The organism is Streptomyces sp. RPA4-2 (assembly GCF_012273515.2).
GTDB classification, from domain to species: domain Bacteria; phylum Actinomycetota; class Actinomycetes; order Streptomycetales; family Streptomycetaceae; genus Streptomyces; species Streptomyces kaempferi.
This window is the reverse complement of the sequence record NZ_CP050975.2, coordinates 6,013,699-6,038,521: the sequence shown is the minus strand read 5'-3', so window position 1 is coordinate 6,038,521 and position 24,823 is coordinate 6,013,699. Positions and strand designations below refer to the sequence as shown.

Genomic DNA, 24,823 nt, shown 5'->3' with positions numbered 1-24,823 from the left:
GAACCGCACCATGCCCGAACCGATCCGCGGGACCGTACCGATCCGGTGGACCTACGCCTTCGTCGACCGGCCCAGGAAGGACTTCGGGGCGGCCCACGCCTTCTGGACCTCCGTCACGGGGACCGCGCCGTCCGCGCCGCGCGGCGGACAGGACGAGTTCGTGACCCTGCTGCCGGACGGGTCCGACGCGTGTCTGAAGGCGCAGGGCGTCGAGGAGGGCGAGGGCGGCGCGCACCTCGACCTGGCCGTCGAGGACGTGGCGGCGCTGGTGGAGTCGGCCCTGCGGCTCGGAGCCCGCACCGTGTCCGACCACGGCATCACCGACGACGGGGGCTGGGCCGTGCTGCGCTCCCCCGGCGGCATGCTGTTCTGCGCGGTCCCGTGGCAGGGGGAATCGGTTCGGCCGCCGGTGGTCGAGCAACCCCCCGGCGTCAGCAGCCGCCTCGACCAGGTGTGCGTCGACGTGGCGCCCTCCCGCCACGACGCGGAGGTCGCCTTCTGGAGCGGCCTCACCGGATGGGAGTCCCACCCCGGCTCGCTCCCGGAGTTCCATGTGATCAGGCCGCCCGCCACGCTGCCCGTCCGCGTGGTCCTGCAACGTCTCGGCACCGATCGCCCCACCTCGGCCCACCTCGACCTCGCCTGCTCGGACATCGAGGCCGTCCGCGCCCGCCACGAAGGCCTCGGCGCCACCCTCGTCGGCCGCGGCACGCACTGGGCCGTGATGCGGGACCCGGCCGGCGGCACGTACTGCCTGACGGGCCGCGACCCCGGCACCGGTGGCCTCCCGGTCCAGTCGGTCTAGGGCGTGTTGCGAAAGTCCCGTCGTCCGCCCGGAGGGCGGGCCTCGCGGCGTCCGGTGCGTGCTCTCGGTGGGCCGGGCGGAAGCCCGCGTACTGGACGTACTCGGGTTTTCGCCCGGTGCGGCGAGAGTGCGTGCCAGGCGTCGCGAGGCAGGCGGGACTTTCGCAACACGCCCTAGGCGGGCCTCCCGGCGGGGGCGATACGCCTAAGGGCTGTCCCACACCTCCACGTCCACCACCGCCGAGACCGGGATCGGCCCGTAGACGTGCGGGAACTCCTCGCCGCCGGGCTTCACGGCCTCGTACCGCACCGGCACCTCCAGCCGTTCGGCGTCGACGACCAGGACCACCAGGTCGTCGGGACCCTCGTAGGCCCCATAGAGGAAGGAAGCGATCCGCGGGAGTTGGGCCCGCGTCGAGCAGTGGATGAAGCCCTCCTCTCCGAGGGTGCGGCCACGGGTGGACATCTCGTACGCGCCGGACGCGCGGGCCGCGTCCCACAGCGAACGCTCGGTGAGGTGCAACAGGGGTTCGGACATGCCTCAACGCTACGGCGTCGGACGTACGGCCCCGGCTTTCCCTCCCTTCCCTCCCTTCCCTCCCGTTCCGGCTCGCCGGGTGCCGCACCGGCCCCGCGGAGGCGCCCCGCACGGCGCGGGACGCGTGCCGCGCGGGGCGCCTCCGCGACCGGTCAGGCAGAGGTGACGGCGGCGAAGTAGTGGCCCTTGTCGAGGTCTTCCAGGAGACCGGGGTGGATCGGCTCCCAGCCCACCAGCTCGCGGGTGAGGGTGTTCGACGCCGGGGAGTCGTGGCCGAGGAAGGCCCCCAGCCAGGCGAAGTGCCCGGCCGCGTCCTCGGGCGCCACGGCGGTCACCGGCACGTCGAGGTGACGGCCGATCACCTCGGCGACGTCACGGATCGCGACGCCCTCCTCCGCGACACCGTGCAGCACCGACCCGGCGGGGGCCTTCTCGACCGCCAGACGGAACAGCCGTGCCGCGTCCAGACGGTGGACGGCCGGCCAGCGGTTGGCGCCGTCGCCGAGGTAGCCGGAGACGCCCTTGGCGCGGGCGATGGTGACCAGGGTCGCCATGAAACCGTTGTCCCCGTCGCCGTGGCAGGTCGGGGAGAGCCGCACCACGGACGAACGCACCCCGCGCGAGGCCAGTGCGAGCACCGCCTGCGCGGTGGCCATCCGGATCGAGAGCGGCGAGCCGTCGACGGCCGGCATGTCCCGTTCGGTGGCCGGCCGCCCGGGGGCGAGGCCGACCACGCCGGAGGCGAGGACGAAGGGACGGTCGGTGCCCGCGAGCGCGTCACCGAGGGCGTCGACGGCGCGGCGGTCGGCCTCGGCTGCGCCCTGGAAACCGCCGGCGAAGGCGACGTCGTGCTTGAAGGCCAGGTGGATCACCCCGTCCGACCCGGCGGCCGCGTCCCGGAGCACGTCGAGATCGTCGATGGTGCCGCGGACCACCTCCACCCCGGCCGCGGTGAGCGCGTCGGCGGAGGCCTCGGAGCGGGCGAGTCCGACGACCTGGTGCCCCGCCCCGGTCAGCTCGGGAACGACAGCGGAACCGAGCCAGCCGGACGCGCCGGTCACGAAGATGCGCATGGAGAGTCCCCAAACCAGTTGATGTCAGTTGCTGTCATCGACGCTAACACCTGATGTCAGTTGCTGTCATCACGTAGGATCTGCGCATGGGTAGATGGGAGCCGAACGCGCGCGGGCGCCTGGCGAAGGCGGCGTTGGAGCTCTACAGCGAGCGCGGCTTCGAACAGACCACGGTGGCGGAGATCGCCCGACGGGCCGGACTCACCGAGCGCACCTTCTTCCGGCACTACGCCGACAAGCGCGAGGTGCTGTTCGCCGGCTCCGGCGAGTTGCAGGAGCTGTTCGTGCGGGCGGTCGCCGACGCTGCGGAGTCCGCCGCGCCGATCGACGCGATGGCGGCGGGGCTCGACGCGGTGTCCGAGGCGTTCGCCGACCGCCGCGACTTCGCGCGCGCACGGCAGGCTGTGATCATGGCGAACACGGAGCTCCAGGAAAGAGAGCTGATCAAGCTCGCCACGATGGCGGCGGCGCTCGCCGACGCCCTGCGCGGACGCGGCGTCACGGAGCCGGCCGCGAGCCTGACCGCCGAGGCCGGGGTCGCCGTCTTCAGGGTCGGCTTCGAGCGCTGGATCGTGGCGACCGAGGAACGCGAGATGGCACGGCTGATGCGGGAATCGCTGGCCGAGCTGAAGGCCGTGACCGCGGGCCGGTAGGCCCGCTCTGCCGGTCTCCGGGCCGGATGCCGTCGTGGCGGGCGGCGGTTCTCCCGGAAGCCGGCGGCGCGGACGCCGTGCACTGTCCTCGGGCCTGCGCGGGCCTGCCCTGGGCGCCGGCTGCGGCAGACGGCGGTACTCCCCCTGCGTGTCGCCTCGGGGCCGGCCGCTGGGGCCCGCGATCTGCTGAGACTTGCCCATGCCCGAAAGCTCCACCGCCTCCGTACCCGCTCCCGTCGACCGGACCGAGCTCCGCAGGACCGTGATCATGACAGTGCTCACCGTGGTCGCGGGGGCGGTCGACGCGATCACCTTCCTGGCCATGGGCCGGGTGTTCGCCGCACTCGAGACGGGCAACGTGCTGTTCCTGACCTTCGCGTTGGCCGGATCCGGCCAGGTCTCCGTGATCCGGCCCTCCGTCGCGCTCGTGACGTTCGCGGCCGGGGTGGCCACGGCCTCCTTCGCGATCCGCGCGCTCACCGCGCGGGGACGCCGCTGGTTCCCGGCGGCGCTGGCCACCGAGGGGGTCCTTCTCGCGATCGGGGGGACACTGGACCTGCTGCGCCACGGGACGGGTTCGCCCGCTCACGATCCCGATCTGATCGCCCTCGCGGCCGTGACGCTCGCCATGGGAGTGAGATCCGCCGTCGTACTGCGCGTGGCGGTGCCGGGCATGCCGACGCTCCTCATCCAGATGTCCCTCGTCCAGCTCGTGGCGGACGTGTCCACCGCGCCCCGGGTTCCGGACGGCGAGCAGGGGGTGCCTCGACGGCTCGCGCGCACCCGTCTCACCGCGACCGTCTGCGGCATGTTCGCGGGCGGGACCCTGGGCGCACTCATGGCGCCGTGGGGGGCGGGCCGCGCGCTCCTCGTCGTCGCGGCGGTCGTCATGGCGCTGGCGTTGTCGGGAGTCCACGCCGACCCGCCCCGCCACCGGCCTCCCCCGGCCCCGGCCTCCTGACGGGCACGGCACCGCCGTGAGCCCGGCCGGAGAACCCCGGAGAACCGGGGAAACCCGGAGAACAAGAGGTACGGCCTCTGCGCTCGGCCTCCGCCCTCGGCCTCCGGTACGGGCACACCTCGTCGCCCCCCGTCGCGCCCACACGGTCCGCGCACGGATCAGGAACTCTCCGTGGCCTCCGTGGCCTCGGCCCGTTCCGCCGCCGTCCGCCGGACTCCCGCGGCCTTCCCGGGATCGCGGGGATCGCGGGGCCACCGGGCCGCGCCCGCCTCCTGAAGATCACGCGTCGGCGGGGAGGACGCGGACTCCGCGCACGCCTCGCACCGTGGGTTGTGGCAGGGACCGGGACCCCAGACGGGAACGAACGCGCCCAGTGTCTTGCGGCGCCGCACGACCGTGGCGACCGGCTGCTCGCAGGCGGGGCAGACATGCTCATCGATGCCCATGCCTTCAGAGTAGGGCGGCACCCGCTACGGCGCTCCCCGCACGGCCGGGCGCGAGAGCGGCCGGGGACGGCGGCCCCGGCCGACTACGCCCCGGTTGCCGACCCCGCCCGCGGCTCGCGCCACATCGGCCACATGCGCGGGCCCTCCGGCAGGTCGAGGGGCCGGCCGGTGTGACCGAACCCGAGCCGCTCGTAGAGCGCGCGGCTGCGCTCGTTGCTGGCCTCCAGATAGGCGGGGACCCCCTCCTGGTCACAGCGGTCGAGGACCGAACGGACGAGCGCGCTGCCGAGGCCCTCGCCCTGGCGCTCCGGCGCCACGGCGATCATCCACAGGTACTCGTGGGCGCGGCCCGCGGGGTGGATCCCGGCGGTGAGCCGGCCCACCAGCTCGACCCGTACGTTGTCGGGGTCCACCGCCTCGCGCAGCTGGACCGGCCCCTCCTCGTCGGCGTGGTCGTCGGCGGGCACCGACAGCCACAGGGCGCACGCCGTGCCGTCCTCCGTGATGTCGACACGGCCCTCGGCGAACACGATGTCGGCGAACACCGCCATCAGCCGGGGGTGCCGGGCACGGCGGTGCGCCGCGTCCGGGAACACCCAGCCGCTCACCGGGTCGTCCCGAAACGCCTCGTCGAGCAACTGGACGACCCGTCCGCGATCGTCCTCGCCCGCCACCCGTATCGCCACACCCATGTCCTGCCCCTTCGCCTCAACCGCCCCTGGCCGTACGGCCGTCGCAGCCTAGCGGGGATCACCCGCGGCGAAGGGGCGGGCCCCGCGCACCGTGGGGATGCGCGGGAGCCGCCCCGGGCCGGAGACCGGGACCGTACGGAGGTCAGGTGCCGTACGGTCCCGGTGGCTCCGGGGTCTTCAACCGCCGTCCGGCGGCTTCAGTTACTGCGTCGCGTGACGAACTCCGCGAGTGCCAGGAGACCACCCGCGGCCTCCGGGTCGGGGATCGCCCGGGACAGTTCGTGCATCGCCCGGGACATCCGGTCGGCCGCCTGGACCTGGGCCCAGTCGCGGCCCCCCGCCCGCTCCACGGCCAGCACCGTGCGCTCCAACTCCCCTTCCTCGTAGGGAACTCCGTACAGCTCGGCGAGTTCCGTCGCCGCCGGGGTGCCGGAGCCGAGCGCGGCCACCACGGGCAGGGACTTCTTGCGGGCGATGAGGTCCGCCCCGGCCGGCTTGCCGGTACGGCTCGGGTCCCCCCAGATCCCGATCACGTCGTCGATCAGCTGGAAGGCGAGGCCGGCCTCCCGGCCGAACGCGTCCAGTGCCTCGACGTCCTCCTCGTCCGCTCCCGCGTAGAGCCCTCCGATCGCGCAGGCACAGCCGAGCAACGCGCCCGTCTTCGCCTCGGCCATGGCGAGGCACTCGTCGAGGGTGACCTCGCCGGGGCCGCGTTTCTCCATGGCCGTGTCGGAGTGCTGTCCCTCGCACAGCTCGACGACGCAGGACGCGAGCCGGGCGGCGGCGGCCGGGGCCGCCGGATGCGGGTCCTCGGCCAGCAGCCGCTGGGCGAGCGCCTGCAGGGCGTCCCCCACGAGGATCGCGGCGGCGTCGCCGAACACGGTCCACGCGGTGGGCCGGTGTCTGCGGGTGGTGTCCCGGTCCATGACGTCGTCGTGCAGCAGGCTGAAGTTGTGGATCAGCTCCACCGCGGCGGCCGCCCGTACGGCCGACGCGTGCTGCCCGCCGAGCGCTCCCGCGGCGGTGAGCACGAGGGCGGGGCGGATCGCCTTGCCCGCGTTGCCCGCCGCCGGGGTGCCGTCCGCGTGCTCCCAGCCGAAGTGGTAGAGCGCGATCCGGCGCATCGAACCCGGCAGCGAGTCGACGGCCCTGCGCAGCTCGGGGTCGACGGACGCCCGCGCACGCTCCAGGATGCCCGCCGCCTCCTGTCCGTCGGGCGGGACGGGCGGAACCTGTTGTCGCATGGGCCCCCCGTTCATGGGCCCCCCGAGAGGGCTCCGCCCGTCGAGGGTCTCGGCCCCGCTCTGCTGGGGCTTCGGTCCACCCGCTCTGCCCGTCCGGTCCGGCGGGAACACGGTGGCCGGTGTCGGGAAGGTCACCGCCAGCGGCCGATCTCGACGTTCTCCAGGATGCCGAGGGCGTCCGGGACGAGGACCGCGGCCGAGTAGTACGCCGTCACCAGGTAGGAGATGATCGCCTGTTCGTTGATGCCCATGAAACGCACCGACGTACTCGGCTCGATCTCGTCCGGGATGCCCGCCTGCTGGAGCCCGATGACGCCCTGCTCGGCCTCGCCGGTACGCAGGGCGATGATCGAGGTCGTGCGGGCGTCGCTGACCGGGATCTTGTTGCACGGGAAGATCGGGACCCCGCGCCAGGTCGGGATGCGGTTGCCCGCGATCTCGACGCTCTCCGGGACGAGCCCGCGCTTGTTGCACTCGCGGCCGATCGCGGAGATCGCGCGCGGGTGGGCGAGCAGCAGCTTGGTCCCGCGCCTGCGACTGAGCAGTTCGTCGAGGTCGTCGGGGCTCGGAACGCCGTCGTGCGGTTGCAGCCGCTGGTCGTACTCGCAGTTGTTGAGCAGTCCGAACTCCCGGTTGTTGATGAGCTCGTGCTCCTGGCGCTCCTTCAGCGCCTCGACGGTCAGGCGGAGCTGCTGCTCGGTCTGGTTCATCGGCTGGTTGTAGAGATCGGCCACGCGGGTGTGCAGGCGAAGTACCGTCTGGGCGATGCTCAGTTCGTACTCGCGCGGTGCGGCCTCGTAGTCCACGAAGGTGCCGGGGATGTCCTCCTCCCCGGTGTGGCCGGCCGCGAGGTCGATCTCCTTCTCGCCGTACTTGTTGGTGCGCTGCTCAGGAATCGCCCGCAGCTGCTGGAGGTGGGTGCGCAGGGACTCGGCGCGCTCCGCGACCTGTTCCAGGTCCTGGCGGGGCAGCGTGAGCACGGTGACCGCGGTGACGGCGCGGGCCGTGTACTCCCAGATGGCGTCCGGGTCGATGAGCGCCTGCTCGCCGAAGTACGCGCCGTCGGCGAGGACGCCGAGGACCGCGTCGTCGCCGTAGGGACCCGTACCGATCTTCTCGACCTTGCCGTGCGCGAGCAGGAACACCTCGTCGGACGGACTGCCGAACGAGGCGAGCACCTCGCCCGGCGCGAACTCCCGCTGCTGGCAGCGCTGGGCGAGCTCGCCGAGCACCTCCTGATCCTCGTAGGACCGCAGGACGGTCAGCTCGCCGAGCTCGGCGGGGATGACCTGGACGCGGTCACCGGTCTTCACGAACGTCACCCTGCCGTCGCCCACGGAGTAGCTGAGCCGCCGGTTCACGCGGTACGTGCCACCCTGCACGTTCACCCACGGGAGCATGCGCAGCAGCCACCGTGAACTGATCTCCTGCATCTGGGGTGCGGACTTGGTGGTGGTGGCCAGGTTCCGCGCGGCCGATGTGCCGAGACTCTGCTGCGGCCTGCCCTGACCTGAACGGACCTCTTCGCCTACCGACATGAAAATTGCCCTCCCGGTCATGCACTGATCTGCGTCGCTCAGCCTTCCATCACGGAGCGTGCCGGTGCTATTACACGAATGAGGGGGAATGGATCACGTCGGATTGGGCAGACACGCGCACTTTGTCGAGTGGGCGAATCGCGCGGAACCCTGACGTCCGGAAACATCGTGCCGTGATATCGAACGGTCGGGGCCCACGCCGTCGAACAGCCTCGCGTCGACGCGCTCGGGAACTCCAAGATCCGGCCATCCGTTTGACACTGCGACGGACGATGACGGGAGACGGCGATGGCAGGCTTCCTGGACCGCGCCAAGGAACAGGCGCAGCGAGGGCTCACGCAGGGCAAGCAGAAGCTGGACGAGGTGCAGGCGCAGCGAGCGGGCGCCGACCTCCTCAAGAGACTCGGCGCGGCGTACTTCGCGGAGCGGCGCGGCAGCGGGTCCCCCGAGGCGACCCAGCAGGCTCTCCAGGCCCTGGACAGCCATATCGCGGCGAACGGGGACGCGTTCCTGCGCTCCTGAGCGGTGCCGCCCCGACGCGCGCCGGCCCTGACCGGATCGGCTCGCACGCTGTACGAACGGCCGACCCGGAGTGTCCTGTTCCGGGTAGAAGCGGCGGTACGAGACGGCCGCGCCCGGTGGCCGGCGTGCAGCGCGAAGGAGGCGGTCATGGCTTCACCCATGTCCGCGGCCGGTTTCCTGGACCGGCTCAGGAGGGAAGGCGCCACCGTCGTCGAGGTCGGCGCCTGGGAGCATCACAACCGCAACCACAAGGGGCCGTGGGGCCCGGTGCACGGGGTGATGATCCACCACACGGCGTCCTCGGGCGACGAGCACACCATCGGCCTCTGCCGCACGGGCCGCGCCGACCTGCCGGGCCCGCTGTGTCACGGCGTCATCACCAAGGACGGCGTCGTGCATCTCGTGGGCTACGGCCGGGTCAACCACGCGGGCCTGGGCGACGACGACGTGCTGCGTGCCGTGATCGCGGAGAAGTCGCTCCCCGTGGACAACGAGGCGAACACCGACGGCAACCGCCACTTCTACGGCTTCGAGTGCGAGAACCTCGGCAACGGCAAGGACCCCTGGCCCGAGGTCCAGCTGGAGGCGATCGAGAGGGTCGCGGCCGCGATCTGCCGCCATCACGGCTGGACGGAGCGCTCGGTCATCGGCCATCTGGAGTGGCAGCCCGGCAAGGTCGACCCGCGCGGCTTCACGATGGCCTCGATGAGAGAGCGCGTCCGCGACCGCCTCAAGTGACGCACAGGCGTTCGCCGGTCACCCGGATTCCCGCACGGCTGTCCGACAATGGCGGGGTGACCAGCCCCGACGACCCCGGCATCCCGGGCACTCCCGCCGAGCCCGACGCCCCGGACGGCCCCGAAGCACTCGACCCGACCGGTCTGCGGCCCGGACTGCCCTCGCCGCTCTGCCCGGTCGCGGACGGGCGCTTCGCGCGCCACGGAGTCCGGCTGCTGCTCAAGCGCGACGATCTGATCCACCCGGAGCTGATCGGCAACAAGTGGCGCAAGCTGGCCCCGAACCTGCGCGCCGCGGCCGGTCGCACGCTCCTCACCTTCGGCGGCGCGTACTCGAACCATCTGCGGGCCACCGCCGCCGCGGGCCGCCTCCTCGGACTGCCGACCATCGGCGTGGTCCGGGGCGACGAGCTGGCCCACCGCCCCCTCAATCCCTCCCTGGCCCGGTGCGCGGCCGACGGCATGCGGCTGCACTTCATCGACAGGTCGATGTATCGCCGCAAGACGGAACCGCGGACGCTGGACGCGATCCTGTGCGCGGCCGACGCCCGGGACGCGTACGTCGTCCCCGAGGGCGGCAGCAACGCCCTCGCCGTACGTGGCTGCCAGGAGCTCGGCGCGGAGCTGCGCGGCCACGCCGACGTCGTCGCCCTCGCCTGCGGGACCGGCGGAACCCTCGCGGGCCTGGCCGCCGGCCTCGCCCCCGGCCAGCGGGCGCTGGGCGTCCCCGTCCTCAAGGGCGGCTTCCTGGACGCCGAGGTACGGGCCCTCCAGGACTCCGCCTTCGGCGGGCGTCGCGGCACCTGGTCCCTCGACGACCGCTTCCACTTCGGCGGCTACGCGCGCGCCACGCCCGAACTCGACCTCTTCGCGGAGGACTTCGAGCAGCGTCATGGCCTGCCCGTCGAACGTCTCTATGTCGCCAAGATGCTGTACGGACTTGTCGCCCTGGCCGAGGAGGGGGCGTTCGCACCGGGGACGACCGTGGCAGCGGTGATCACCGGGGCGCCGCTCGCCTGAACCGGGTGCCGGCGCGGCGGAACCTCACGCCGCCTCCCGGTACGCCGCCGCCTCCTCCAGGTCGAGCCGTCTCAGCAGGGTGCGCAGCATCTCGTCGTCGATGTAGCGGTGGTCGCGGAGCCGCACGAAGACCTCGCGCTCGGCGCTGATCATCTTGCGGGACAGCCTGCGGTAGGTGTCGTCGGCGGTCTCCCCGGTCACCGGGTTGACGGCGCCGAGCCGCTCCCAGACCGCGTTGCGGCGGCGCTCCAGGACCGAGCGCAGCCGGTCGGCGAGCGGCGGGGGCAGGGCGTTGCGCTCGTCGGCCAGCAGGTCGTCGAGGCGCTGTTCGGCGGCCCGGGAGGCCTGGGCCTGGGCGTTGGCCTCGGCGAGCGTCTCGGCCTGGGTGTCGCGGCCGGGCAGCTTCAGGAGGCGGATCAGCGGAGGCAGGGTCAGCCCCTGTACGACCAGGGTGGCGATGACGGTGGTGAAGGTGAGGAAGAGCAGGAGGTTGCGCTCGGGGAAGCGTGCGCCTCCGTCCACGGTGAGCGGGATCGAGAAGGCGATGGCGAGCGACACCACGCCCCGCATCCCGGCCCAGCCGATGACGAACGGGGCCTTCCAGGTGGGGTTCTCCTCGCGCCCCCGGATGCGCGAGGACAGCATCCGCGGCAGGAAGGTGGCGGGATACACCCACACGAACCGGGCGGCGACCACCACCAGGAAGACGACCACCGCGTACCAGGCGGCGCTGACACCCTCGTACGGGCCGAGCCCCTTGAGGACGACCGGCAGTTGCAGGCCGATCAGCGCGAACACGGCCGACTCCAGGACGAACGCGACCATCTTCCAGACGGCCTCCTCCTGGAGCCGCGTCGCGAAGTCCACCTCCCAGGCGCGGTGTCCGAGGTAGAGCGCGACGACGACCACCGCGAGGACCCCGGAGGCGTGCACCTGCTCGGCGATCCCGTACGCCACGAAGGGGATCAGCAAGGAGAGGGTGTTCTGCAGGAGCGCCTCGTTCAGGTGGGTGCGCAGCCAGTGGATCGGCATCATCAGGACCAGGCCGACGACCACGCCGCCGACGGCCGCGAGCAGGAACTCACGGATGCCGCCCGCCCAGGTCGCGCCCTCGCCGACCGCGGCGGCGAGGGCCACCTTGTAGGCGGTGATCGCGGTCGCGTCGTTCACCAGGGACTCGCCCTGAAGGATCGTGGTGATCTTCGACGGCAGCCCCACCCGGCGCGCCACCGCGGTGGCCGCGACCGCGTCGGGCGGCGCCACCACCGCCCCGAACACCAGCGCCGCGGGCAGCGGCAGACCCGGCACGATCAGATAGGTGACCCAGCCGACGGCCAGCGTCGCGAAGAGCACGTACCCGACCGACAGCAGCGCGATGGGCCGCAGATGCGCCCGCAGGTCGAGGTACGAGCTGTCGGTGGCGGCCGTGTACAGCAGCGGGGGCAGCAGCAGCGGGAGGACGACCTCGGGGTCGAGTTCGTACCCGGGAACTCCCGGGACGTACGCGACCACCAGGCCCGCGGCGACGAGCAGAAGCGGTGCCGGCACCGGAGTGCGGCGGGCCGCTCCGGCGACCGCCGCGCTTCCCGCGACCAGCAACAGCAGTGGCAATACGTGCATCCTCGTCCGCCCGCCCTCGTTTTCGCGCGGCATCCCGCACGCCCGACGTAACCTGGCAATCATGAAACAGTGCACGCATGCCGACGCGCTGCCTCACCCCGAACCAGAGCCCACGAGCGAGACGTGCCTGGAGTGTGTCGCCGCGGGCACACATCCGGTACAGCTGCGGCTGTGCCTGGACTGCGGGCACCTCAGTTGCTGCGACTCCTCGCCGCTGCGGCACGCGACAGAGCATTTCAAGGAGACGGGACACCCCGTGATGCGCACGTTCGAGGCCGGTGAGAGCTGGCGCTGGTGCTTCGTCGACCACGTACTGGCGTGACCCGCCGTCCGGACGGTTCGACCGTCTGACGCCTGGGTACGTCAACCCGGCGCGCGCTCTTCCTATTTGGGCCCGCAGACCCCTAGCCACTGTCCGTACTCATGGGCTTACTATGAGTGACAGCAGGGGAGTGGGGTCCCCAGGACAGGAAAGTCGGGAGCGCGGTAGCGTCACCGCTGAACCACCTAGCGCGTTACCCCGGGGGGCGACCCTCGGCCCCGAAAGAGCTCGAATGAGCTTGTACCACCTTGGAGGTGAGGGTGTCCCAGATCGCAGGCGAGCCCGCGACGAAGGACTTCGTGGAAGTCCGGCTGCCCGCCGCGGGTGCCTACCTGTCGGTGCTGCGCACGGCCACGGCCGGCCTCGCGGCCCGTTTGGACTTCACCCTCGACGAGATCGAGGACCTGCGCATCGCGGTGGACGAGGCCTGCGCGATCCTGCTGCAGCAGGCCGTCCCCGGCTCGGTGCTCAGTTGTGTCTTCCGGCTCATCGACGACTCGCTCGAGGTGACGGTCTCCGCTCCGACCACGGACGGTCACGCTCCGTCACGGGACACGTTCGCGTGGACCGTGCTCTCGGCGCTCGCGGGCAAGGTCGACTCCACCGTCGCCGAGGACAAGACCGTTTCGATCAGCCTCTACAAACAGCGCGGCGCGGGACCCGGGCCGGCGTGAGGGACGGGGACGGGCCGGTGCGGGACGAAGAGCGCGGCACACGGGGGCTTCCCGCCGGGCGCGTCGACGGCCTCGACGCGCCACGGCGCGTGGCGGAGGGCGTCGACGCCATCCCCGACCAGGCCCGGCCGCACCCGGACGACGGCACAGCCTCCCGGGCCGGGGATCCCCCCAGCCCGAACGAAGCCGACAACGCGGGGGACGCGCCGGTCGACGAGGACGGACAGGAGAAGCTCCCCGGCCGGGACGACGGGCAACGGGATCCGGAGGGTGCCGCGCGGAGCACGTCCTCGGAAGGGCGGCGGCTGGTGACGGGCGGGACTATGAGCGAGCAAGAACAACACGACAAGACAGCTGCGCAGAGCGTGCAGAGCGTGCAGGCCACGCAGCACGGGCCGAGCGTCCAGCACATCCAGCACGACCCGAAGGACCCGCAGGACCGCAGCGGGGCGCGGGCGATGTTCATCGAGCTGCGCAAGCTGCCGGACGGCAGCGCCGAGTACGCGGAACTGCGCAACCAGCTGGTCCGCATGCACCTCCCGCTCGTCGAGCACCTCGCGCGCCGCTTCCGCAACCGCGGCGAGCCGCTGGACGACCTGACCCAGGTCGCCACCATCGGCCTGATCAAGTCGGTCGACCGGTTCGACCCGGAGCGCGGCGTCGAGTTCTCGACGTACGCGACCCCGACGGTGGTCGGCGAGATCAAGCGGCACTTCCGCGACAAGGGCTGGGCGGTCCGCGTGCCGCGCCGCCTCCAGGAACTGCGCCTCGCGCTCACCACGGCGACCGCGGAGCTCTCCCAGCAGCACGGCCGTTCCCCCACGGTCCACGAACTCGCCGAGAAGCTGGCCATCTCGGAGGAGGAGGTCCTGGAGGGTCTGGAGTCCGCGAACGCGTACTCCACACTGTCCCTGGACGTTCCCGACACGGACGACGAGTCGCCGGCCGTCGCCGACACACTCGGCGCCGAGGACGAGGCTCTGGAGGGGGTCGAGTACCGGGAGTCGCTGAAGCCGCTGCTGGAGGACCTTCCGCCGCGAGAGAAGCGGATCCTTCTCCTTCGCTTCTTCGGCAACATGACGCAGTCGCAGATCGCCCAGGAGGTCGGCATCTCCCAGATGCACGTCTCCCGGCTGCTGGCCCGCACCCTCGCCCAGCTCCGCGAAAAGCTGCTGGTGGAGGAGTAGCCCACCCCGGACGGCGGGGCCGCCGCGCCGGGGCACGGTCCGGGGGCCGCTCGTACGCCGGGGGCCGCTCGTACGCCGGGGGCCGCTCGTACGCCGGCGGTCGCTCGTACGCCGGCGGTCGCTCGTACGCCGGCCGTCGCTCGTACGCAGGGCCAGGTCGTGCACCAGGAGCCGAGGGCTACCCTTCAGGGGTGAGCGCTGAGCAGACCCCCGCCCCCGACGCGTCGACCGCGCGGCCCCGTCCCGGACGGCTGACCGCCGCGGCGGCGCTGGCCGCGCTGGAGGGGCTCGCCCTGGCCGCGGGGGGCGCCTACCTGTTCGTGCAGGGGCTCACCGGATCTCCGGACGACCGGCGGCAGGCCGTCACCGGGGGCGTGACCCTGATCGTGCTCGCGCTGCTGCCCCTGCTGGCCGCGCGCGGGCTGCTGCTGCGCCGCAGATGGAGCCGGGGCCCCGCGGTCATCACCCAGATCCTGGCCCTGCCCGTCGCCTACAACCTGCTCCAGGCCGACAGCGTCGCCATCCCGGCCGGCATCGTCCTGGCCGTCGTCGCGGTCGCCGCACTGGTTCTGCTGGTGAACCCGGCGACGACGGCGGCCCTGGGCATCCGCGGACCCGGCGGTGCGGAGGAGTCCCACCAGCGCTGACAGGCCACGGCCCGCGCACCCTGCCCGGCCGCGCCGCCGCCCCGTCCCGCGCCTCCGCCGCGCGCCGTACCCCGTTCCCGCCGTCTCTCCCCGTGTCGAGGCTCACGCCCTCATCTCTTACCCGATCCCTACCTCGGTCTGGGACGAGTACCGCACGGTAGGTACGCTGCTTCGCATGCGTGCACTTCTCGTGGTCAATCCGGCAGCAACCACCACAAGTGCGCGCACGCGTGACGTCTTGATCCACGCGTTGGCGAGCGAGATGAAGCTCGAAGTGGTCACCACCGAGTACCGCGGGCACGCCCGGGACCTGGGCCGGCAGGCCGCGGAGGGTGAGGACATAGAACTGGTCGTCGCCCTCGGCGGCGACGGCACCGTCAACGAAGTGGTGAACGGCCTGCTGCACAACGGCCCCGAGCTGGACCACCTGCCCCGCCTCGCCGTGGTCCCCGGCGGCTCCACCAATGTCTTCGCCCGCGCCCTCGGCCTGCCCAACGACGCGGTGGAGGCCACCGGCGCCCTGCTGGACGCGCTGAGAGAGAACCGCGAGCGCACGGTCGGCCTCGGTCTCGCCGCGGGCACCCCCGGCACCGAGGACGAATCCGTCCCCTCCCGCTGGTTCACGTTCTGCGCGGGGCTCGGCTTCGACGCCGGAGTGATCGGCCGGGTCGAGCAGCAGCGGGAGCGCGGCAAGCGCTCCACGCACGCCCTGTATTTGCGCCAAGTGGTACGTCAGTTTCTGGACGAACCTCACCGCAGGCACGGAACGATCACCCTGGACCGCCCCGGCGAGGACCCGGTCACCGATCTCGTCCTGTCCATCATCTGCAACACCTCGCCCTGGACGTTTCTCGGCAATCGTCCGGTGTACGCCTCACCTAAGGCTTCGTTCGATACCGGGCTCGACGTACTCGGCCTCAGCCGCATGTCGACGGCCTCGGCCGCCCGGTATGCCACCCAGTTGCTCACTTCGTCCCCCGCGCGCGGTCCGCACGGAAAGCACGCCCTGTCCCTGCACGACCTGACCGACTTCACCTTGCATTCGAAGGCGCCGCTCCCCCTTCAGATGGACGGCGACCACCTGGGGCTGCGTACAAGCGTGACGTTCACAGGCGTACGCCGTGCACTGCGTGTGATTGTGTGAGTGGAAGGCCTCAAAGTCCTTTCACTCGAACGTTTAGACCAGGGTCCACCCCATGGAAGTACGGCTGTGACCTAGTCGACACCGAGGAATCAAAAAAAACTTTCCAGAAGGGGTTGTATCCGCCGCTGAGGTTTGCGAGTCTCTACGTGGCGCTCGGGACGGCCCGCAACATCGGCCCCACAGAGCGCCAGAACCCCTCCCCAAATCAAGGACCACACCAGTCCGTCTGGTAGTCGGCCCTTCACTTGTTGAGGGATTCGTGAAAGCGTTCACATTCACAAGCAACGTGCATGTAATACCAAGGAGAGGTAGCAGCCATGGACTGGCGTCACAACGCCGTTTGCCGCGAGGAAGACCCCGAGCTCTTCTTCCCCATCGGCAACACCGGTCCTGCGCTGCTGCAGATCGAGGAAGCCAAGGCCGTCTGCCGCCGCTGCCCCGTCATGGAGCAGTGCCTGCAGTGGGCGCTCGAGTCCGGCCAGGACTCCGGCGTCTGGGGTGGCCTCAGCGAGGACGAGCGTCGCGCGATGAAGCGCCGCGCCGCCCGCAACCGGGCTCGTCAGGCCACCGCCTGACACCCCACCCCGCAACGAGCCTGAGCTTGGCGGCGCGTACAGCGCGTACGCATCTCCCGCCCCCGAGCCGCAGCGCGCAGTACCCCCGATGCTCCCCCGGAACTCTCGACGATGTTCGAGCAGGGGGTACCCCCATCGCAACGTAAGCAGAGGCCCCGGACCGAAAGGTCCGGGGCCTCTGTCCTGCGCCATCGCCCCGGGCCCCGCGCCCTCGGGGTGCGGCCGCGCCCTACTTGCTCGTCCGCACCGGAATGTCCAGGATGACCTGCGTGCCGCGTTCGGGGGCCGCCACCATGTCGAACGTCCCGCCCAACTCTCCCTCCACCAGGGTCCGTACGATCTGGAGGCCGAGGTTGCCCGAGCGGTGCGGGTCGAAGCCCTCCGGCAGACCGACACCGTCGTCCTGGACGGTGACCAGCAGCCGGGTCTCCTTGGTGGTGCCGCCCCGGACCGCCGAGACCTCGACCGTGCCCCGGTCGCCCTCGCGGAAGCCGTGCTCCAGCGCGTTCTGCAGAATCTCGGTGAGGACCATGGAGAGCGGTGTCGCCACCTCCGCGTCCAGCACCCCGAAGCGGCCGGTGCGCCGGCCGGTGACCTTGCCGGGCGAGATCTCGGCGACCATCGCGAGCACCCGGTCAGCGATCTCGTCGAACTCCACCCGTTCGTCCAGGTTCTGAGACAGCGTCTCATGCACGATCGCGATCGACCCGACCCGCCGCACGGCCTCCTCCAGGGCCTCCCGGCCGCGCTCCGACTCGATGCGCCTGGCTTGCAGCCGCAGCAGTGCCGCCACCGTCTGGAGGTTGTTCTTGACCCGGTGGTGGATCTCCCGGATGGTCGCGTCCTTGGTGATCAACTCCCGCTCCCGGCGCCGCAGTTCGGTGACGTCACGCAGAAGGACGAGGGAACCGACCCGGGTGCCCTTGGGCTTCAGCGGGATCGCCCGCAGCTGGATCACCCCTTCGGCGCTCTCGATCTCGAACTCGCGGGGCGCCCATCCGCTCGCGACCTTGGCCAGCGCCTCGTCCACCGGCCCGCGGGACGGGGCGAGTTCGGCGGTGGTCACGCCGAGGTTGTGGCCCACCAGGTCGGAGGCGAGGCCCAGCCGGTGGTACGCGGACAGCGCGTTCGGTGACGCGTACTGCACGATGCCTTCCGCGTCCAGGCGGATCAGTCCGTCGCCCACGCGCGGCGAGGCGTCCATGTCGACCTGCTGGTCGGGGAACGGGAAGGAGCCGGCCGCGATCATCTGGGCGAGGTCGGAGGCGCTCTGGAGGTACGTCAGCTCCAGCCGGCTCGGGGTGCGCACGGTGAGGAGGTTGGTGTTGCGCGCGATGACACCGAGGACGCGCCCCTCCCGCCGTACCGGAATGGACTCGACCCGCACCGGCACCTCCTCCCGCCATTCGGGGTCGCCCTCGCGCACGATGCGGCCCTCGTCGAGCGCGGCGTCCAGCAGCGGTCGGCGGCCCCGCGGGACCAGATGGCCCACCATGTCGTCCTGGTACGAGGTCGGACCGGTGTTGGGGCGCATCTGCGCCACCGAGACATAGCGGGTGCCGTCCCGGGTGGGGACCCACAGGACGAGGTCGGCGAAGGAGAGGTCGGAGAGCAACTGCCACTCCGAGACCAGCAGATGCAGCCACTCGAGATCGGAGGCACCGAGAGCGGTGTGCTGGCGTACGAGGTCGTTCATGGAGGGCACATGTGCGAGCGTACCCGGGGGGTCGGCCCCGGTCCGAAAACACCCGCGGGCCGCGGCGCCTGGGAGGGACCCTCAACCCTCCCGGCACCGCAGCCCGGAGCAGCAACGGCCGTGGGCTGTGCGGTCCCGGTCGGCCGATGGAGAGGACCCGGAGCAGTCAGGGCAGAGAGCGCCGGTTCCTCGGTCCGTCCTCCTGTGCGGGGAGGACGGAGGCTTGTTCAGTTGATGGGGTGACGCTGTGGGCCGCGGACGCCCTACCCGAACATTGTGGACTAGACCACGTTCTCGCGTCCATGAGCCGACGGATGTTTGTTGTTGTCACTTCATCGAACTTCCCACAACATCCACCATGAAGACTAGCCCGCTTCGGCCCCCGGCGGGGGCCGGTTCCGCTCATGCGCGGGCCGGACGGGTTGTCCGGCCGACCGGGTCCGGGGAGCCGTCGACGTGACTGACGGTGATCACCGGGTCGCGGGGGGGCCGGGCCGCACGCCGGGGCCGTCGCCATCGAGGCGAGCCCCGCGACGGACGTCGCTTCGCGAGGGGACACGCCCTGGGGCCCACCCCTTTTCCCGCCCCCTCTCCTTCCCTGCCCCTCTCCTTCCCTGCCCCTCTCCTTCCCTGCCCCTCCCCTTGCCCGGCCCCCTTCCTTTCCCGCCCCCTTCAGAAACCCGTCCGGATCCCTTCCAGCGCGCGGGTTCTCCCACGACCACGGGCGGACCATCTTTGCTAGATTGGTCTACACCACACGTGTTCCCTTCGGTTCCCGGCGAGCCCCTCCCCAGATCGGCAGGCCCAGCGTGGAAGTTGTCATCGTTCCGGACGCCAAGGCGGGCGGCGAGCTGATCGCCGAGGCCATGGCGCAACTGCTGCGGCGCAAGCCCGACGCCCTGCTCGGCGTGGCCACCGGCTCGACCCCGCTGCCCATCTACGAGGCACTGGCGGCGCGGGTCGGCTCCGGCGGCGTGGACGCCTCCCGGGCACGGATCGCACAGCTCGACGAGTACGTGGGGCTCCCCGCCGAGCACCCCGAGTCCTATCGGTCGGTGCTGCGGCGCGAGGTGCTCGAGCCGCTCGGGCTGGACATGGCCGCGTTCATGGGACCGGACGGCGCGGCGCGGGACGTCCAGGCCGCCTGCGCGGCGTACGACAGGGCGCTGGCCTCGGCCGGCGGGGTCGACCTGCAGATCCTCGGCATCGGGACGGACGGGCACATCGGCTTCAACGAGCCGTGCTCCTCGCTCGTCTCGCGGACCCGCATCAAGACGCTGACCGAACAGACCCGGGTCGACAACGCACGGTTCTTCGGGGGTGACATCGAGCAGGTGCCGCACCACGTCATCACGCAGGGCATCGGCACGATCCTGGAGGCCAGGCACCTGGTGCTGCTCGCCACCGGTGAGGGCAAGGCCGACGCGGTCGCCGCGACCGTGGAGGGTCCGGTCGCCGCGGTGTGCCCGGCCTCGGCACTCCAGCTCCACCCGCACGCCACGGTCGTCGTGGACGAGGCGGCGGCGTCCGAGCTGAAGCTCGCGGACTACTTCCGGCACACCTTCGCGAACAAGCCCGACTGGCAGGGAATCTGAGGACTGTCCCGTAACCCCTGGCACACGAAGGCGCCGGGCACCCTGTCGGACAGGGTGCCCGGCGCCTTCGTGTGCGCGGGTCGGGGCGGCTGCTACTCCCCCGCGATGACCTCCGCCGCCGCCCGGCCGCAGACCCGGGCCGCGCCGTGGGTCGCGATGTGCGGGGCGCCCCGGGGCGGCGCCTGCGGGACGCCCATCTCCACGACGATCGTGTCGGGGCGGGCGGCCAGCAGGATGTCGAGGGCCGTCGCCATCCAGGCGTGCCGGTGTTCGTCACGGACGACGGCGACGATCCGCCGGGGGCCCGCGGCGGCCAGGACCTCGGCGGCCGCGTCGTCCCCCGCGAAACCGCCGGTCTCCGTGCCGGGCACCAGCCGGGCCAGTTCGGCGGCGACACCCCAGGGGGTCTCGTCACCGACCGCGATGTTCGCGACCGGCGTGAGCGCGGCCACGTAGGGAGCGCCGGTGAGCGGGGTGTACGGCGCGGAAGAGGTGACCCGCAGCGCGCGACGGGCGGCGACCAGCCCGATCTCGGCGGCGCCGCCCTCGCCGCTCCCCCCGCTCGCACCGCTGCCGGAACCCGCGCCCGCCGCCTCCCGCGCCGACGCGGCGGTCGTCCACCGGGCCAGCGCCCTGACCCGCGCCGCCGCGTCCGCGAGCCGCTCCTCGGCCAGTTCGCCGGTGCGGACAGCCGAGACGAGGGCGTCGCGCAGCCGTCGTACCGTCTCGTCGTCCGCGAGGCCGCCGCCCACACAGATCGCGTCGGCGCCGGCCCCGATGGCGAGGACGCTGCCCCGCTCGATGCCGTACGTCGCGGCGATGGCCTGCATCTCCATGCCGTCGGTGACGATGAGTCCCTCGTAGCCGAGTTCCTCGCGGAGCAGACCGGTCAGGACGCGGCGCGAGAGCGTTGCCGGGCGGTCCGGGTCCAGGGCCGGGACCAGGATGTGCGCGCTCATCACCGCACGCGTGCCCGCGGCGATCGCGGCCCGGAACGGGGCGAGTTCGCGCGCCTGGAGGACCGGCAGGCCGGCGTCGATGCGCGGCAGGGCGTGGTGCGAGTCGACCGCCGTGTCGCCGTGTCCGGGGAAGTGCTTGGTGCAGGCCGCGACGCCTGCGGACTGCAGGCCGGTGACGTAGGCGGCGGTGTGCCGGGCCACCAGGTCGGTGTCGGCGCCGAAGGACCGTACGCCGATGACCGGGTTGCCTGGGTTGGAGTTCACGTCCGCGGACGGGGCCCAGTTGAGGTTCACCCCGCAGGCCGCCAGGCGCCGGCCGAGCGCGGAGGCCACCTCCCTGGTCAGCTCCACGTCGTCCACCGCGCCCAGCGCGTGGTTGCCGGGATAGGAGGAGCCGGACCGGACCTCCAGACGGGTGACGTCGCCGCCCTCCTCGTCGATGGCCACGAGGACGTCGTCGCGCTCCGCGCGCAACTGGGCCGTCAGGGCGGAGAGCTGTTCGGGCGACGCGATGTTCCGGCCGAAGAGGCCGACCGAGGCCAGGCCTTCACCGAGCCGGCGCAGCAGCCAGTCGGGGGCCGTGGTCCCCGTGAAGCCGGGCTGCAGGACGGTCAGCGCGTCGCGTGTCAGGTCATCCTTGTCCGCGTTGGACGCGGCTGTTCCGCTGGCGAGTGTCGTCATCGGGGGTGTTATCCCTTCACGGCGCCCGCGGTCAGCCCCGCGGCCATCTTGCGCTGGACGATGAGGAAGAGCACGACGATCGGCACGGCCATCATGGTGGCACCGGCCATCATCGGGGCGTACTCGGTGCCGTGCTGGGTGGTGAAGTTGCCGAGCCAGACGGTGGCGGTCTGGTTCTTCTGGCTCATCAGCATCAGCGCGTAGAGGTACTCGTTCCACGCCTGGATGAAGGCGTACACCGAGGTGGCGACCATGCCGGGGGCGAGGAGCGGGAAGACCACCCGCACGAAGGCGCCGGTGCGGGAGCAGCCGTCGACCATGGCCGCCTCCTCCAGCTCCTTCGGGATGTTGACGATGAAGCCGCGCAGCGTCCACACCGTGAAGGGCAGGATGAAGGTCAGATAGGTGATGATCAGGCCGGAGAGCTTGTCGTACTGATCGAGGTCGTTGAGAAGCAGGAAGACCGGGATGATCATGGCGACCAGCGGGATCATCTGGACGGCCAGGATGCCGACGATCACGATCTTGCGGCCGCGGAAGGCGAAGCGGGAGATGGCCAGTGCCGCGAGCATGCCCACCACGACGCCGATCAGGACGACCGCCAGGGACACGATCAGGCTGCGGCCGACCGGGCCCCAGAAGTCCGCGATGTCCAGCGCGCGGCGGAAGTTGTCGAGCGTCACCCCGGTGGGGAACAGGCTCGGATCCGGGTCGATGGCGTCCTTCGCGGGCTTGAACGCCGTGTTCAGCATCCAGTAGACCGGGAAGCCCGCGACGACGAAGACGAGCAGACCGAGGACGTTCCAGCCGAGCTTGGACTTCCGGGGTCCGGAGGGCGTACGCCTCGGGGTGACGACGGCGCTCATTCGACCTCTCCGATCTTGAGCATCTGGCGCATGTAGACGGCGACCACGCCGAGCAGGAGCAGCACGGTCAGCAGGGCGATCGCCGATCCCTGGGCATAGTCGTTGACCACGAAGGCGCGGTCGTAGGAGTAGGTGGTGAGCAGCTGGAACTCGGCCTCGGGGTGGCCGCCGCGCATCACGAAGACCTGTGGGAAGACGCCCATGTCCCAGATGACGGAGAGCGTCGTCAGCATCACGACGATCGGCTTGAGGATGGGGAGCGTGACGTAGCGGAAGACGCCCCAGGCGCCGGCGCCGTCCAGGCGGGCGGCCTCCTCCAGTTCCTTGGGCACCTGGGTCAGGCCCGCGCCGAGCGTGATGACGACGAAGGGCACCGCGCCCCACACCACCAGCAGCATGATCACGGCCAGGCCCTGCGGTCCGCTGGCGAACCAGTTGTGACCGACCAGGTCGACGCCCGGCAGCTTGCTCAGCAGCGCGTTGAACACGCCGTAGTCCGAGTCGAAGAGCCACTTGAAGACGGTGGTGGCCACGATGATCGGCATGCCCCAGCTGGCCACCAGCACGATGTTGACGAGCGTCTTGACCCAGCCGGAGACGCGCTGGAGCAGCAGCGCGATCAGCATGCCTGCGACCATCGTGAAGACGACGGACCCGCCGGCGAAGACGATCGTGCGCAGGACGACGGCCCAGAACTCGCCGTCGCCGAGCACCTTGGTGAAGTTGTCGAAGCCGACCGACTCGGCCGGCTGGAAGCCCCAGAGCTGGGACTGGCCGAACTTCTGGAAGGACAGGGTGACGAGCCGGACCAGGGGGTAGCCCATGACCAGCGCGAGGATGAGCAGACAGGGGGCGAGCAGCGCCCAGGGGACGGCGGTTCCGCCGGGGGCCCGCCTTCTGCGTGGCGCCCTGGGGGCCGTCGGTGGCGATGCCTGCCGTGCCGGTGGCGCCTTGGTCGGGGTGGTCGTGTCTGCGGCACTCATCGCGCGCTCCTCAGCGGTCCCTCAGGTCGTACGAGAAGCAGGGCCCCGTCCCCGGAAGCACTCCCCGGGGTCCGACGGGGCCCTGCGCTCAGGTCACTTGGTGTTGATGACCTTGTCGATCGCGGCGTCCGCTTCCTTCGCGGCGGCCTCGACCGACTTCTTGCCGGTGCCGATGTTCTGCAGCATCGTCTGAAGGACCTGGGCCTTCTCGACCTGGCCCCAGCCCGGCGCCATCGGCACGAACCAGCTGCTCTCGGCCGCGGTGGCCGGGACGACCGTCGCCGGGTCGTTCTTGAGGGTCGCGAGGTCGGTCTTGTTGTTGGGCAGGTTGCCCTTGCCCATCAGGCCCTTCTGGCCCGTGGAGCCCGTGAGGGCGTTGATCCACTCGCCGGCGAGGGCCTGCGCCTTGGACTTCACCGGGATGGCGAGGTCGGAGCCGCCGAGGAAGACGGGCAGGTTCTTGCCGGACGGGCCGGGCATCACGAAGTTCTCGAGGTTGCCCTTGAGCTTGCCGGTCTTGTCGTTCTTCGGGTCCTCGGAGGTCGCGCCTTCCCAGGCGGCGCCGAAGATCATGGCGGACTTGCCCTGGCCGTAGACGATGTAACGGTCGGACTCGTCCTTGGTCTTGTCGCCGTGCATGTACTTGTCGACGACGTTCTTGAACTCGTTGAGGCCCTTGACCGACTCGGGCGAGGAGAGGTTGGCCTTCCACTGGCCGCCCTCGTCCGTGGCGATGGAGCCGCCGGCGTCGTAGACGAAGGACATCGCGGCGTACCAGTCGCGGGTGGGCTGGTACCAGGCGTTGAACTTGCTCCCCTCCTTCTTCTGGATCTTGTCCAGGTCGGAGGTGAGCTCCTGGTACGTCTTCGGGGTCGCCTTGATGCCGGCCGAAGCCGCCACGTCCTTGCGCCAGTTGCCGACGCGGCCGCCGGCGTAGTACGGCACGCCGTAGGTCTTGTCCTCGTAGGTGACCGATGCCTTCAGGCCGTCGAGCCACCCGGCCGAGTTGTCGAACTTCGTGGCGTCGACGGGGGCGAAGGCTCCCTTGACCATGTAGCCGAGCATCTCGGTGTTGCCCATCTCGACCACGTCGGGGGCCTTGTCGGTGGCGAGGACGGCGTCGAGCTTGGTGTTCTTGTCCGGCCAGCCGTAGTACTCGTGGTTGATCTTGACGCCCGGGTGCTTCGCCTTCACCGCGGCGTCCGCGGCCTTGACCAGCTCGGGCCAGTTGTTCTGGGCGTCCACCGTGAGCCAGACGGTCAGTTCCTTGGCGTCCGCGCCCTTGTCCGATCCCCCGGACTTGTTGTCACTGCCCCCGCACGCCGCGATGGAGACCATCATGCCCGCGATACCGATCGCAGCTGCCAGCTTCCGCTTCACGCCACCCTCCTCAGGGATGCCACAAACCCCCCTGCCCACCGCGGTGACACACGCCGAATCGCTGCCGATTACTGCCCGTGGGGCTGGGACCTGGACCAATGGTGTAGACCAGTACGGGGAGCTTGGCCTAGACCTAGAGGGGTGTCAAGGGTGTGTAAGCCCGGCCGACCGTCCGTTATGGGACCTACATATGCAAGGACCTTTAAGTAGGTAAGCGGCATAAACGGCAGGGCTGTTCAGGAACCCCGCGCGCACGATGGACTAGA

General features: G+C 71.3%; 25 protein-coding genes. 13 read left to right on the top strand and 12 right to left on the bottom strand.

The features are described 5' to 3' along the window. The first annotated feature begins 10 nt into the window (after window positions 1-10). A complete protein-coding gene (locus HEP85_RS26565) occupies window positions 11-805 on the top strand; it encodes a VOC family protein (RefSeq protein ID WP_168530175.1) in 795 nt (264 codons plus the stop codon). A gap of 204 nt (window positions 806-1,009) precedes the next feature. Here HEP85_RS26565 and HEP85_RS26560 read toward each other — a convergent pair whose 3' ends face one another. Further along, window positions 1,010-1,342, bottom strand: a complete 333-nt coding sequence (locus tag HEP85_RS26560; RefSeq protein ID WP_168530174.1) for a DUF952 domain-containing protein — start codon at window positions 1,340-1,342, stop codon at window positions 1,010-1,012. Window positions 1,343-1,494: 152 nt separating this feature from the next. Beyond that, window positions 1,495-2,415 carry an SDR family oxidoreductase gene (locus HEP85_RS26555; RefSeq protein WP_168530173.1) on the bottom strand — a complete coding sequence of 307 codons (921 nt, stop codon included), beginning with the start codon at window positions 2,413-2,415 and terminating at the stop codon, window positions 1,495-1,497. Between the two features lie 86 nt (window positions 2,416-2,501). On the opposite strand from HEP85_RS26555, the gene HEP85_RS26550 reads away from it, so the two are divergent. Further along, window positions 2,502-3,068: a TetR family transcriptional regulator gene (locus tag HEP85_RS26550; protein WP_168530172.1), complete on the top strand. Its 567-nt coding sequence runs from the start codon at window positions 2,502-2,504 to the stop codon at window positions 3,066-3,068. A gap of 199 nt (window positions 3,069-3,267) precedes the next feature. After that, entirely contained in the window at window positions 3,268-4,029 is a 762-nt protein-coding gene (locus HEP85_RS26545) for a YoaK family protein (RefSeq protein ID WP_168530171.1), read from the top strand. 158 nt (window positions 4,030-4,187) lie between these two features. Here the strand turns inward: HEP85_RS26545 and HEP85_RS26540 are convergent, their stop codons facing one another. From HEP85_RS26540 to HEP85_RS26525, 4 genes are all read right to left on the bottom strand, one after another. Further along, on the bottom strand, window positions 4,188-4,475 hold the full coding sequence (locus HEP85_RS26540; protein WP_168530170.1) for a hypothetical protein: 288 nt from the start codon (window positions 4,473-4,475) through the stop codon (window positions 4,188-4,190). A gap of 83 nt (window positions 4,476-4,558) precedes the next feature. Continuing rightward, complete coding sequence (locus HEP85_RS26535) at window positions 4,559-5,167, bottom strand: N-acetyltransferase (protein ID WP_168530169.1); 609 nt, start codon at window positions 5,165-5,167, stop codon at window positions 4,559-4,561. 197 nt (window positions 5,168-5,364) lie between these two features. Then, window positions 5,365-6,411, bottom strand: a complete 1,047-nt coding sequence (locus HEP85_RS26530) for a family 2 encapsulin nanocompartment cargo protein polyprenyl transferase (RefSeq protein WP_248002077.1) — start codon at window positions 6,409-6,411, stop codon at window positions 5,365-5,367. Window positions 6,412-6,542: 131 nt separating this feature from the next. Further along, window positions 6,543-7,949: a family 2B encapsulin nanocompartment shell protein gene (locus HEP85_RS26525; RefSeq protein WP_168530167.1), complete on the bottom strand. Its 1,407-nt coding sequence runs from the start codon at window positions 7,947-7,949 to the stop codon at window positions 6,543-6,545. Between the two features lie 288 nt (window positions 7,950-8,237). Here HEP85_RS26525 and HEP85_RS26520 point away from each other — a divergent pair, with 288 nt between their 5' ends. The 3 genes from HEP85_RS26520 (at window position 8,238) to HEP85_RS26510 (ending at window position 10,228) form a co-directional block, all read left to right on the top strand. After that, window positions 8,238-8,471, top strand: a complete 234-nt coding sequence (locus tag HEP85_RS26520) for a hypothetical protein (RefSeq protein ID WP_168530166.1) — start codon at window positions 8,238-8,240, stop codon at window positions 8,469-8,471. A 147-nt stretch (window positions 8,472-8,618) separates the two neighbouring features. Further along, window positions 8,619-9,209, top strand: coding sequence for an N-acetylmuramoyl-L-alanine amidase (locus HEP85_RS26515; RefSeq protein ID WP_168530165.1), 591 nt, complete (start codon window positions 8,619-8,621; stop codon window positions 9,207-9,209). A gap of 143 nt (window positions 9,210-9,352) precedes the next feature. Then, the gene (locus tag HEP85_RS26510) at window positions 9,353-10,228 is read left to right on the top strand and encodes a 1-aminocyclopropane-1-carboxylate deaminase/D-cysteine desulfhydrase (protein WP_168534043.1); all 876 of its coding nucleotides are present in this window, start codon (window positions 9,353-9,355) and stop codon (window positions 10,226-10,228) included. A 24-nt stretch (window positions 10,229-10,252) separates the two neighbouring features. Here the strand turns inward: HEP85_RS26510 and HEP85_RS26505 are convergent, their stop codons facing one another. Next, window positions 10,253-11,848, bottom strand: a complete 1,596-nt coding sequence (locus HEP85_RS26505) for a Na+/H+ antiporter (protein WP_168530164.1) — start codon at window positions 11,846-11,848, stop codon at window positions 10,253-10,255. A gap of 61 nt (window positions 11,849-11,909) precedes the next feature. Between HEP85_RS26505 and HEP85_RS26500 the strand changes: the two genes are divergently transcribed. The 6 genes from HEP85_RS26500 (at window position 11,910) to HEP85_RS26475 (ending at window position 16,397) form a co-directional block, all read left to right on the top strand. Next, a complete protein-coding gene (locus tag HEP85_RS26500) occupies window positions 11,910-12,170 on the top strand; it encodes a UBP-type zinc finger domain-containing protein (RefSeq protein WP_168530163.1) in 261 nt (86 codons plus the stop codon). 260 nt (window positions 12,171-12,430) lie between these two features. Further along, window positions 12,431-12,844 (top strand): anti-sigma regulatory factor, encoded by a 414-nt coding sequence (locus HEP85_RS26495; RefSeq protein ID WP_054228129.1) that lies wholly within the window; start codon window positions 12,431-12,433, stop codon window positions 12,842-12,844. Then, window positions 12,841-14,031: an RNA polymerase sigma factor SigF gene (locus HEP85_RS26490; protein ID WP_168530162.1), complete on the top strand. Its 1,191-nt coding sequence runs from the start codon at window positions 12,841-12,843 to the stop codon at window positions 14,029-14,031. Before HEP85_RS26495 ends, HEP85_RS26490 begins: the two co-directional genes overlap by 4 nt. A gap of 191 nt (window positions 14,032-14,222) precedes the next feature. Further along, window positions 14,223-14,678, top strand: a complete 456-nt coding sequence (locus tag HEP85_RS26485; RefSeq protein WP_168530161.1) for a hypothetical protein — start codon at window positions 14,223-14,225, stop codon at window positions 14,676-14,678. Between the two features lie 175 nt (window positions 14,679-14,853). Further along, complete coding sequence (locus tag HEP85_RS26480) at window positions 14,854-15,822, top strand: diacylglycerol kinase family protein (RefSeq protein WP_168530160.1); 969 nt, start codon at window positions 14,854-14,856, stop codon at window positions 15,820-15,822. A gap of 317 nt (window positions 15,823-16,139) precedes the next feature. After that, window positions 16,140-16,397, top strand: coding sequence for a WhiB family transcriptional regulator (locus HEP85_RS26475; RefSeq protein WP_006380970.1), 258 nt, complete (start codon window positions 16,140-16,142; stop codon window positions 16,395-16,397). Between the two features lie 229 nt (window positions 16,398-16,626). Here the strand turns inward: HEP85_RS26475 and HEP85_RS26470 are convergent, their stop codons facing one another. Beyond that, window positions 16,627-18,093, bottom strand: a complete 1,467-nt coding sequence (locus HEP85_RS26470) for a sensor histidine kinase (RefSeq protein ID WP_168534041.1) — start codon at window positions 18,091-18,093, stop codon at window positions 16,627-16,629. Between the two features lie 809 nt (window positions 18,094-18,902). Between HEP85_RS26470 and nagB the strand changes: the two genes are divergently transcribed. Next, complete coding sequence (nagB, locus tag HEP85_RS26465; RefSeq protein WP_168530159.1) at window positions 18,903-19,688, top strand: glucosamine-6-phosphate deaminase; 786 nt, start codon at window positions 18,903-18,905, stop codon at window positions 19,686-19,688. Window positions 19,689-19,780: 92 nt separating this feature from the next. On the opposite strand, the gene HEP85_RS26460 is transcribed toward nagB, so the two are convergent. From HEP85_RS26460 to HEP85_RS26445, 4 genes are all read right to left on the bottom strand, one after another. Then, on the bottom strand, window positions 19,781-21,328 hold the full coding sequence (locus HEP85_RS26460; protein WP_168530158.1) for a glycoside hydrolase family 3 protein: 1,548 nt from the start codon (window positions 21,326-21,328) through the stop codon (window positions 19,781-19,783). A gap of 8 nt (window positions 21,329-21,336) precedes the next feature. Then, a complete protein-coding gene (locus HEP85_RS26455) occupies window positions 21,337-22,194 on the bottom strand; it encodes a carbohydrate ABC transporter permease (RefSeq protein ID WP_168530157.1) in 858 nt (285 codons plus the stop codon). After that, window positions 22,191-23,177 (bottom strand): carbohydrate ABC transporter permease, encoded by a 987-nt coding sequence (locus HEP85_RS26450; protein ID WP_168530156.1) that lies wholly within the window; start codon window positions 23,175-23,177, stop codon window positions 22,191-22,193. The genes HEP85_RS26455 and HEP85_RS26450 overlap by 4 nt, the downstream gene beginning before the upstream one ends. A gap of 93 nt (window positions 23,178-23,270) precedes the next feature. After that, window positions 23,271-24,557 carry an extracellular solute-binding protein gene (locus tag HEP85_RS26445; protein ID WP_168530155.1) on the bottom strand — a complete coding sequence of 429 codons (1,287 nt, stop codon included), beginning with the start codon at window positions 24,555-24,557 and terminating at the stop codon, window positions 23,271-23,273. Window positions 24,558-24,823 lie beyond the last annotated feature (266 nt).

Excerpts from the sequence above, each read along its gene's own strand:
- HEP85_RS26565 (WP_168530175.1), top strand. The coding sequence starts at position 11 with ATGCCCGAACCGATCCGCGGGACCGTACCGATCCGGTGGACCTACGCC.
- HEP85_RS26560 (WP_168530174.1), bottom strand. The coding sequence starts at position 1,342 with ATGTCCGAACCCCTGTTGCACCTCACCGAGCGTTCGCTGTGGGACGCG.
- HEP85_RS26555 (WP_168530173.1), bottom strand. The coding sequence starts at position 2,415 with ATGCGCATCTTCGTGACCGGCGCGTCCGGCTGGCTCGGTTCCGCTGTC.
- HEP85_RS26550 (WP_168530172.1), top strand. The coding sequence starts at position 2,502 with ATGGGTAGATGGGAGCCGAACGCGCGCGGGCGCCTGGCGAAGGCGGCG.
- HEP85_RS26545 (WP_168530171.1), top strand. The coding sequence starts at position 3,268 with ATGCCCGAAAGCTCCACCGCCTCCGTACCCGCTCCCGTCGACCGGACC.
- HEP85_RS26540 (WP_168530170.1), bottom strand. The coding sequence starts at position 4,475 with ATGGGCATCGATGAGCATGTCTGCCCCGCCTGCGAGCAGCCGGTCGCC.
- HEP85_RS26535 (WP_168530169.1), bottom strand. The coding sequence starts at position 5,167 with ATGGGTGTGGCGATACGGGTGGCGGGCGAGGACGATCGCGGACGGGTC.
- HEP85_RS26530 (WP_248002077.1), bottom strand. The coding sequence starts at position 6,411 with ATGCGACAACAGGTTCCGCCCGTCCCGCCCGACGGACAGGAGGCGGCG.
- HEP85_RS26525 (WP_168530167.1), bottom strand. The coding sequence starts at position 7,949 with ATGTCGGTAGGCGAAGAGGTCCGTTCAGGTCAGGGCAGGCCGCAGCAG.
- HEP85_RS26520 (WP_168530166.1), top strand. The coding sequence starts at position 8,238 with ATGGCAGGCTTCCTGGACCGCGCCAAGGAACAGGCGCAGCGAGGGCTC.
- HEP85_RS26515 (WP_168530165.1), top strand. The coding sequence starts at position 8,619 with ATGGCTTCACCCATGTCCGCGGCCGGTTTCCTGGACCGGCTCAGGAGG.
- HEP85_RS26505 (WP_168530164.1), bottom strand. The coding sequence starts at position 11,848 with ATGCACGTATTGCCACTGCTGTTGCTGGTCGCGGGAAGCGCGGCGGTC.
- HEP85_RS26500 (WP_168530163.1), top strand. The coding sequence starts at position 11,910 with ATGAAACAGTGCACGCATGCCGACGCGCTGCCTCACCCCGAACCAGAG.
- HEP85_RS26480 (WP_168530160.1), top strand. The coding sequence starts at position 14,854 with ATGCGTGCACTTCTCGTGGTCAATCCGGCAGCAACCACCACAAGTGCG.
- HEP85_RS26475 (WP_006380970.1), top strand. The coding sequence starts at position 16,140 with ATGGACTGGCGTCACAACGCCGTTTGCCGCGAGGAAGACCCCGAGCTC.
- HEP85_RS26470 (WP_168534041.1), bottom strand. The coding sequence starts at position 18,093 with ATGAACGACCTCGTACGCCAGCACACCGCTCTCGGTGCCTCCGATCTC.
- HEP85_RS26460 (WP_168530158.1), bottom strand. The coding sequence starts at position 21,328 with ATGACGACACTCGCCAGCGGAACAGCCGCGTCCAACGCGGACAAGGAT.
- HEP85_RS26455 (WP_168530157.1), bottom strand. The coding sequence starts at position 22,194 with ATGAGCGCCGTCGTCACCCCGAGGCGTACGCCCTCCGGACCCCGGAAG.
- HEP85_RS26450 (WP_168530156.1), bottom strand. The coding sequence starts at position 23,177 with ATGAGTGCCGCAGACACGACCACCCCGACCAAGGCGCCACCGGCACGG.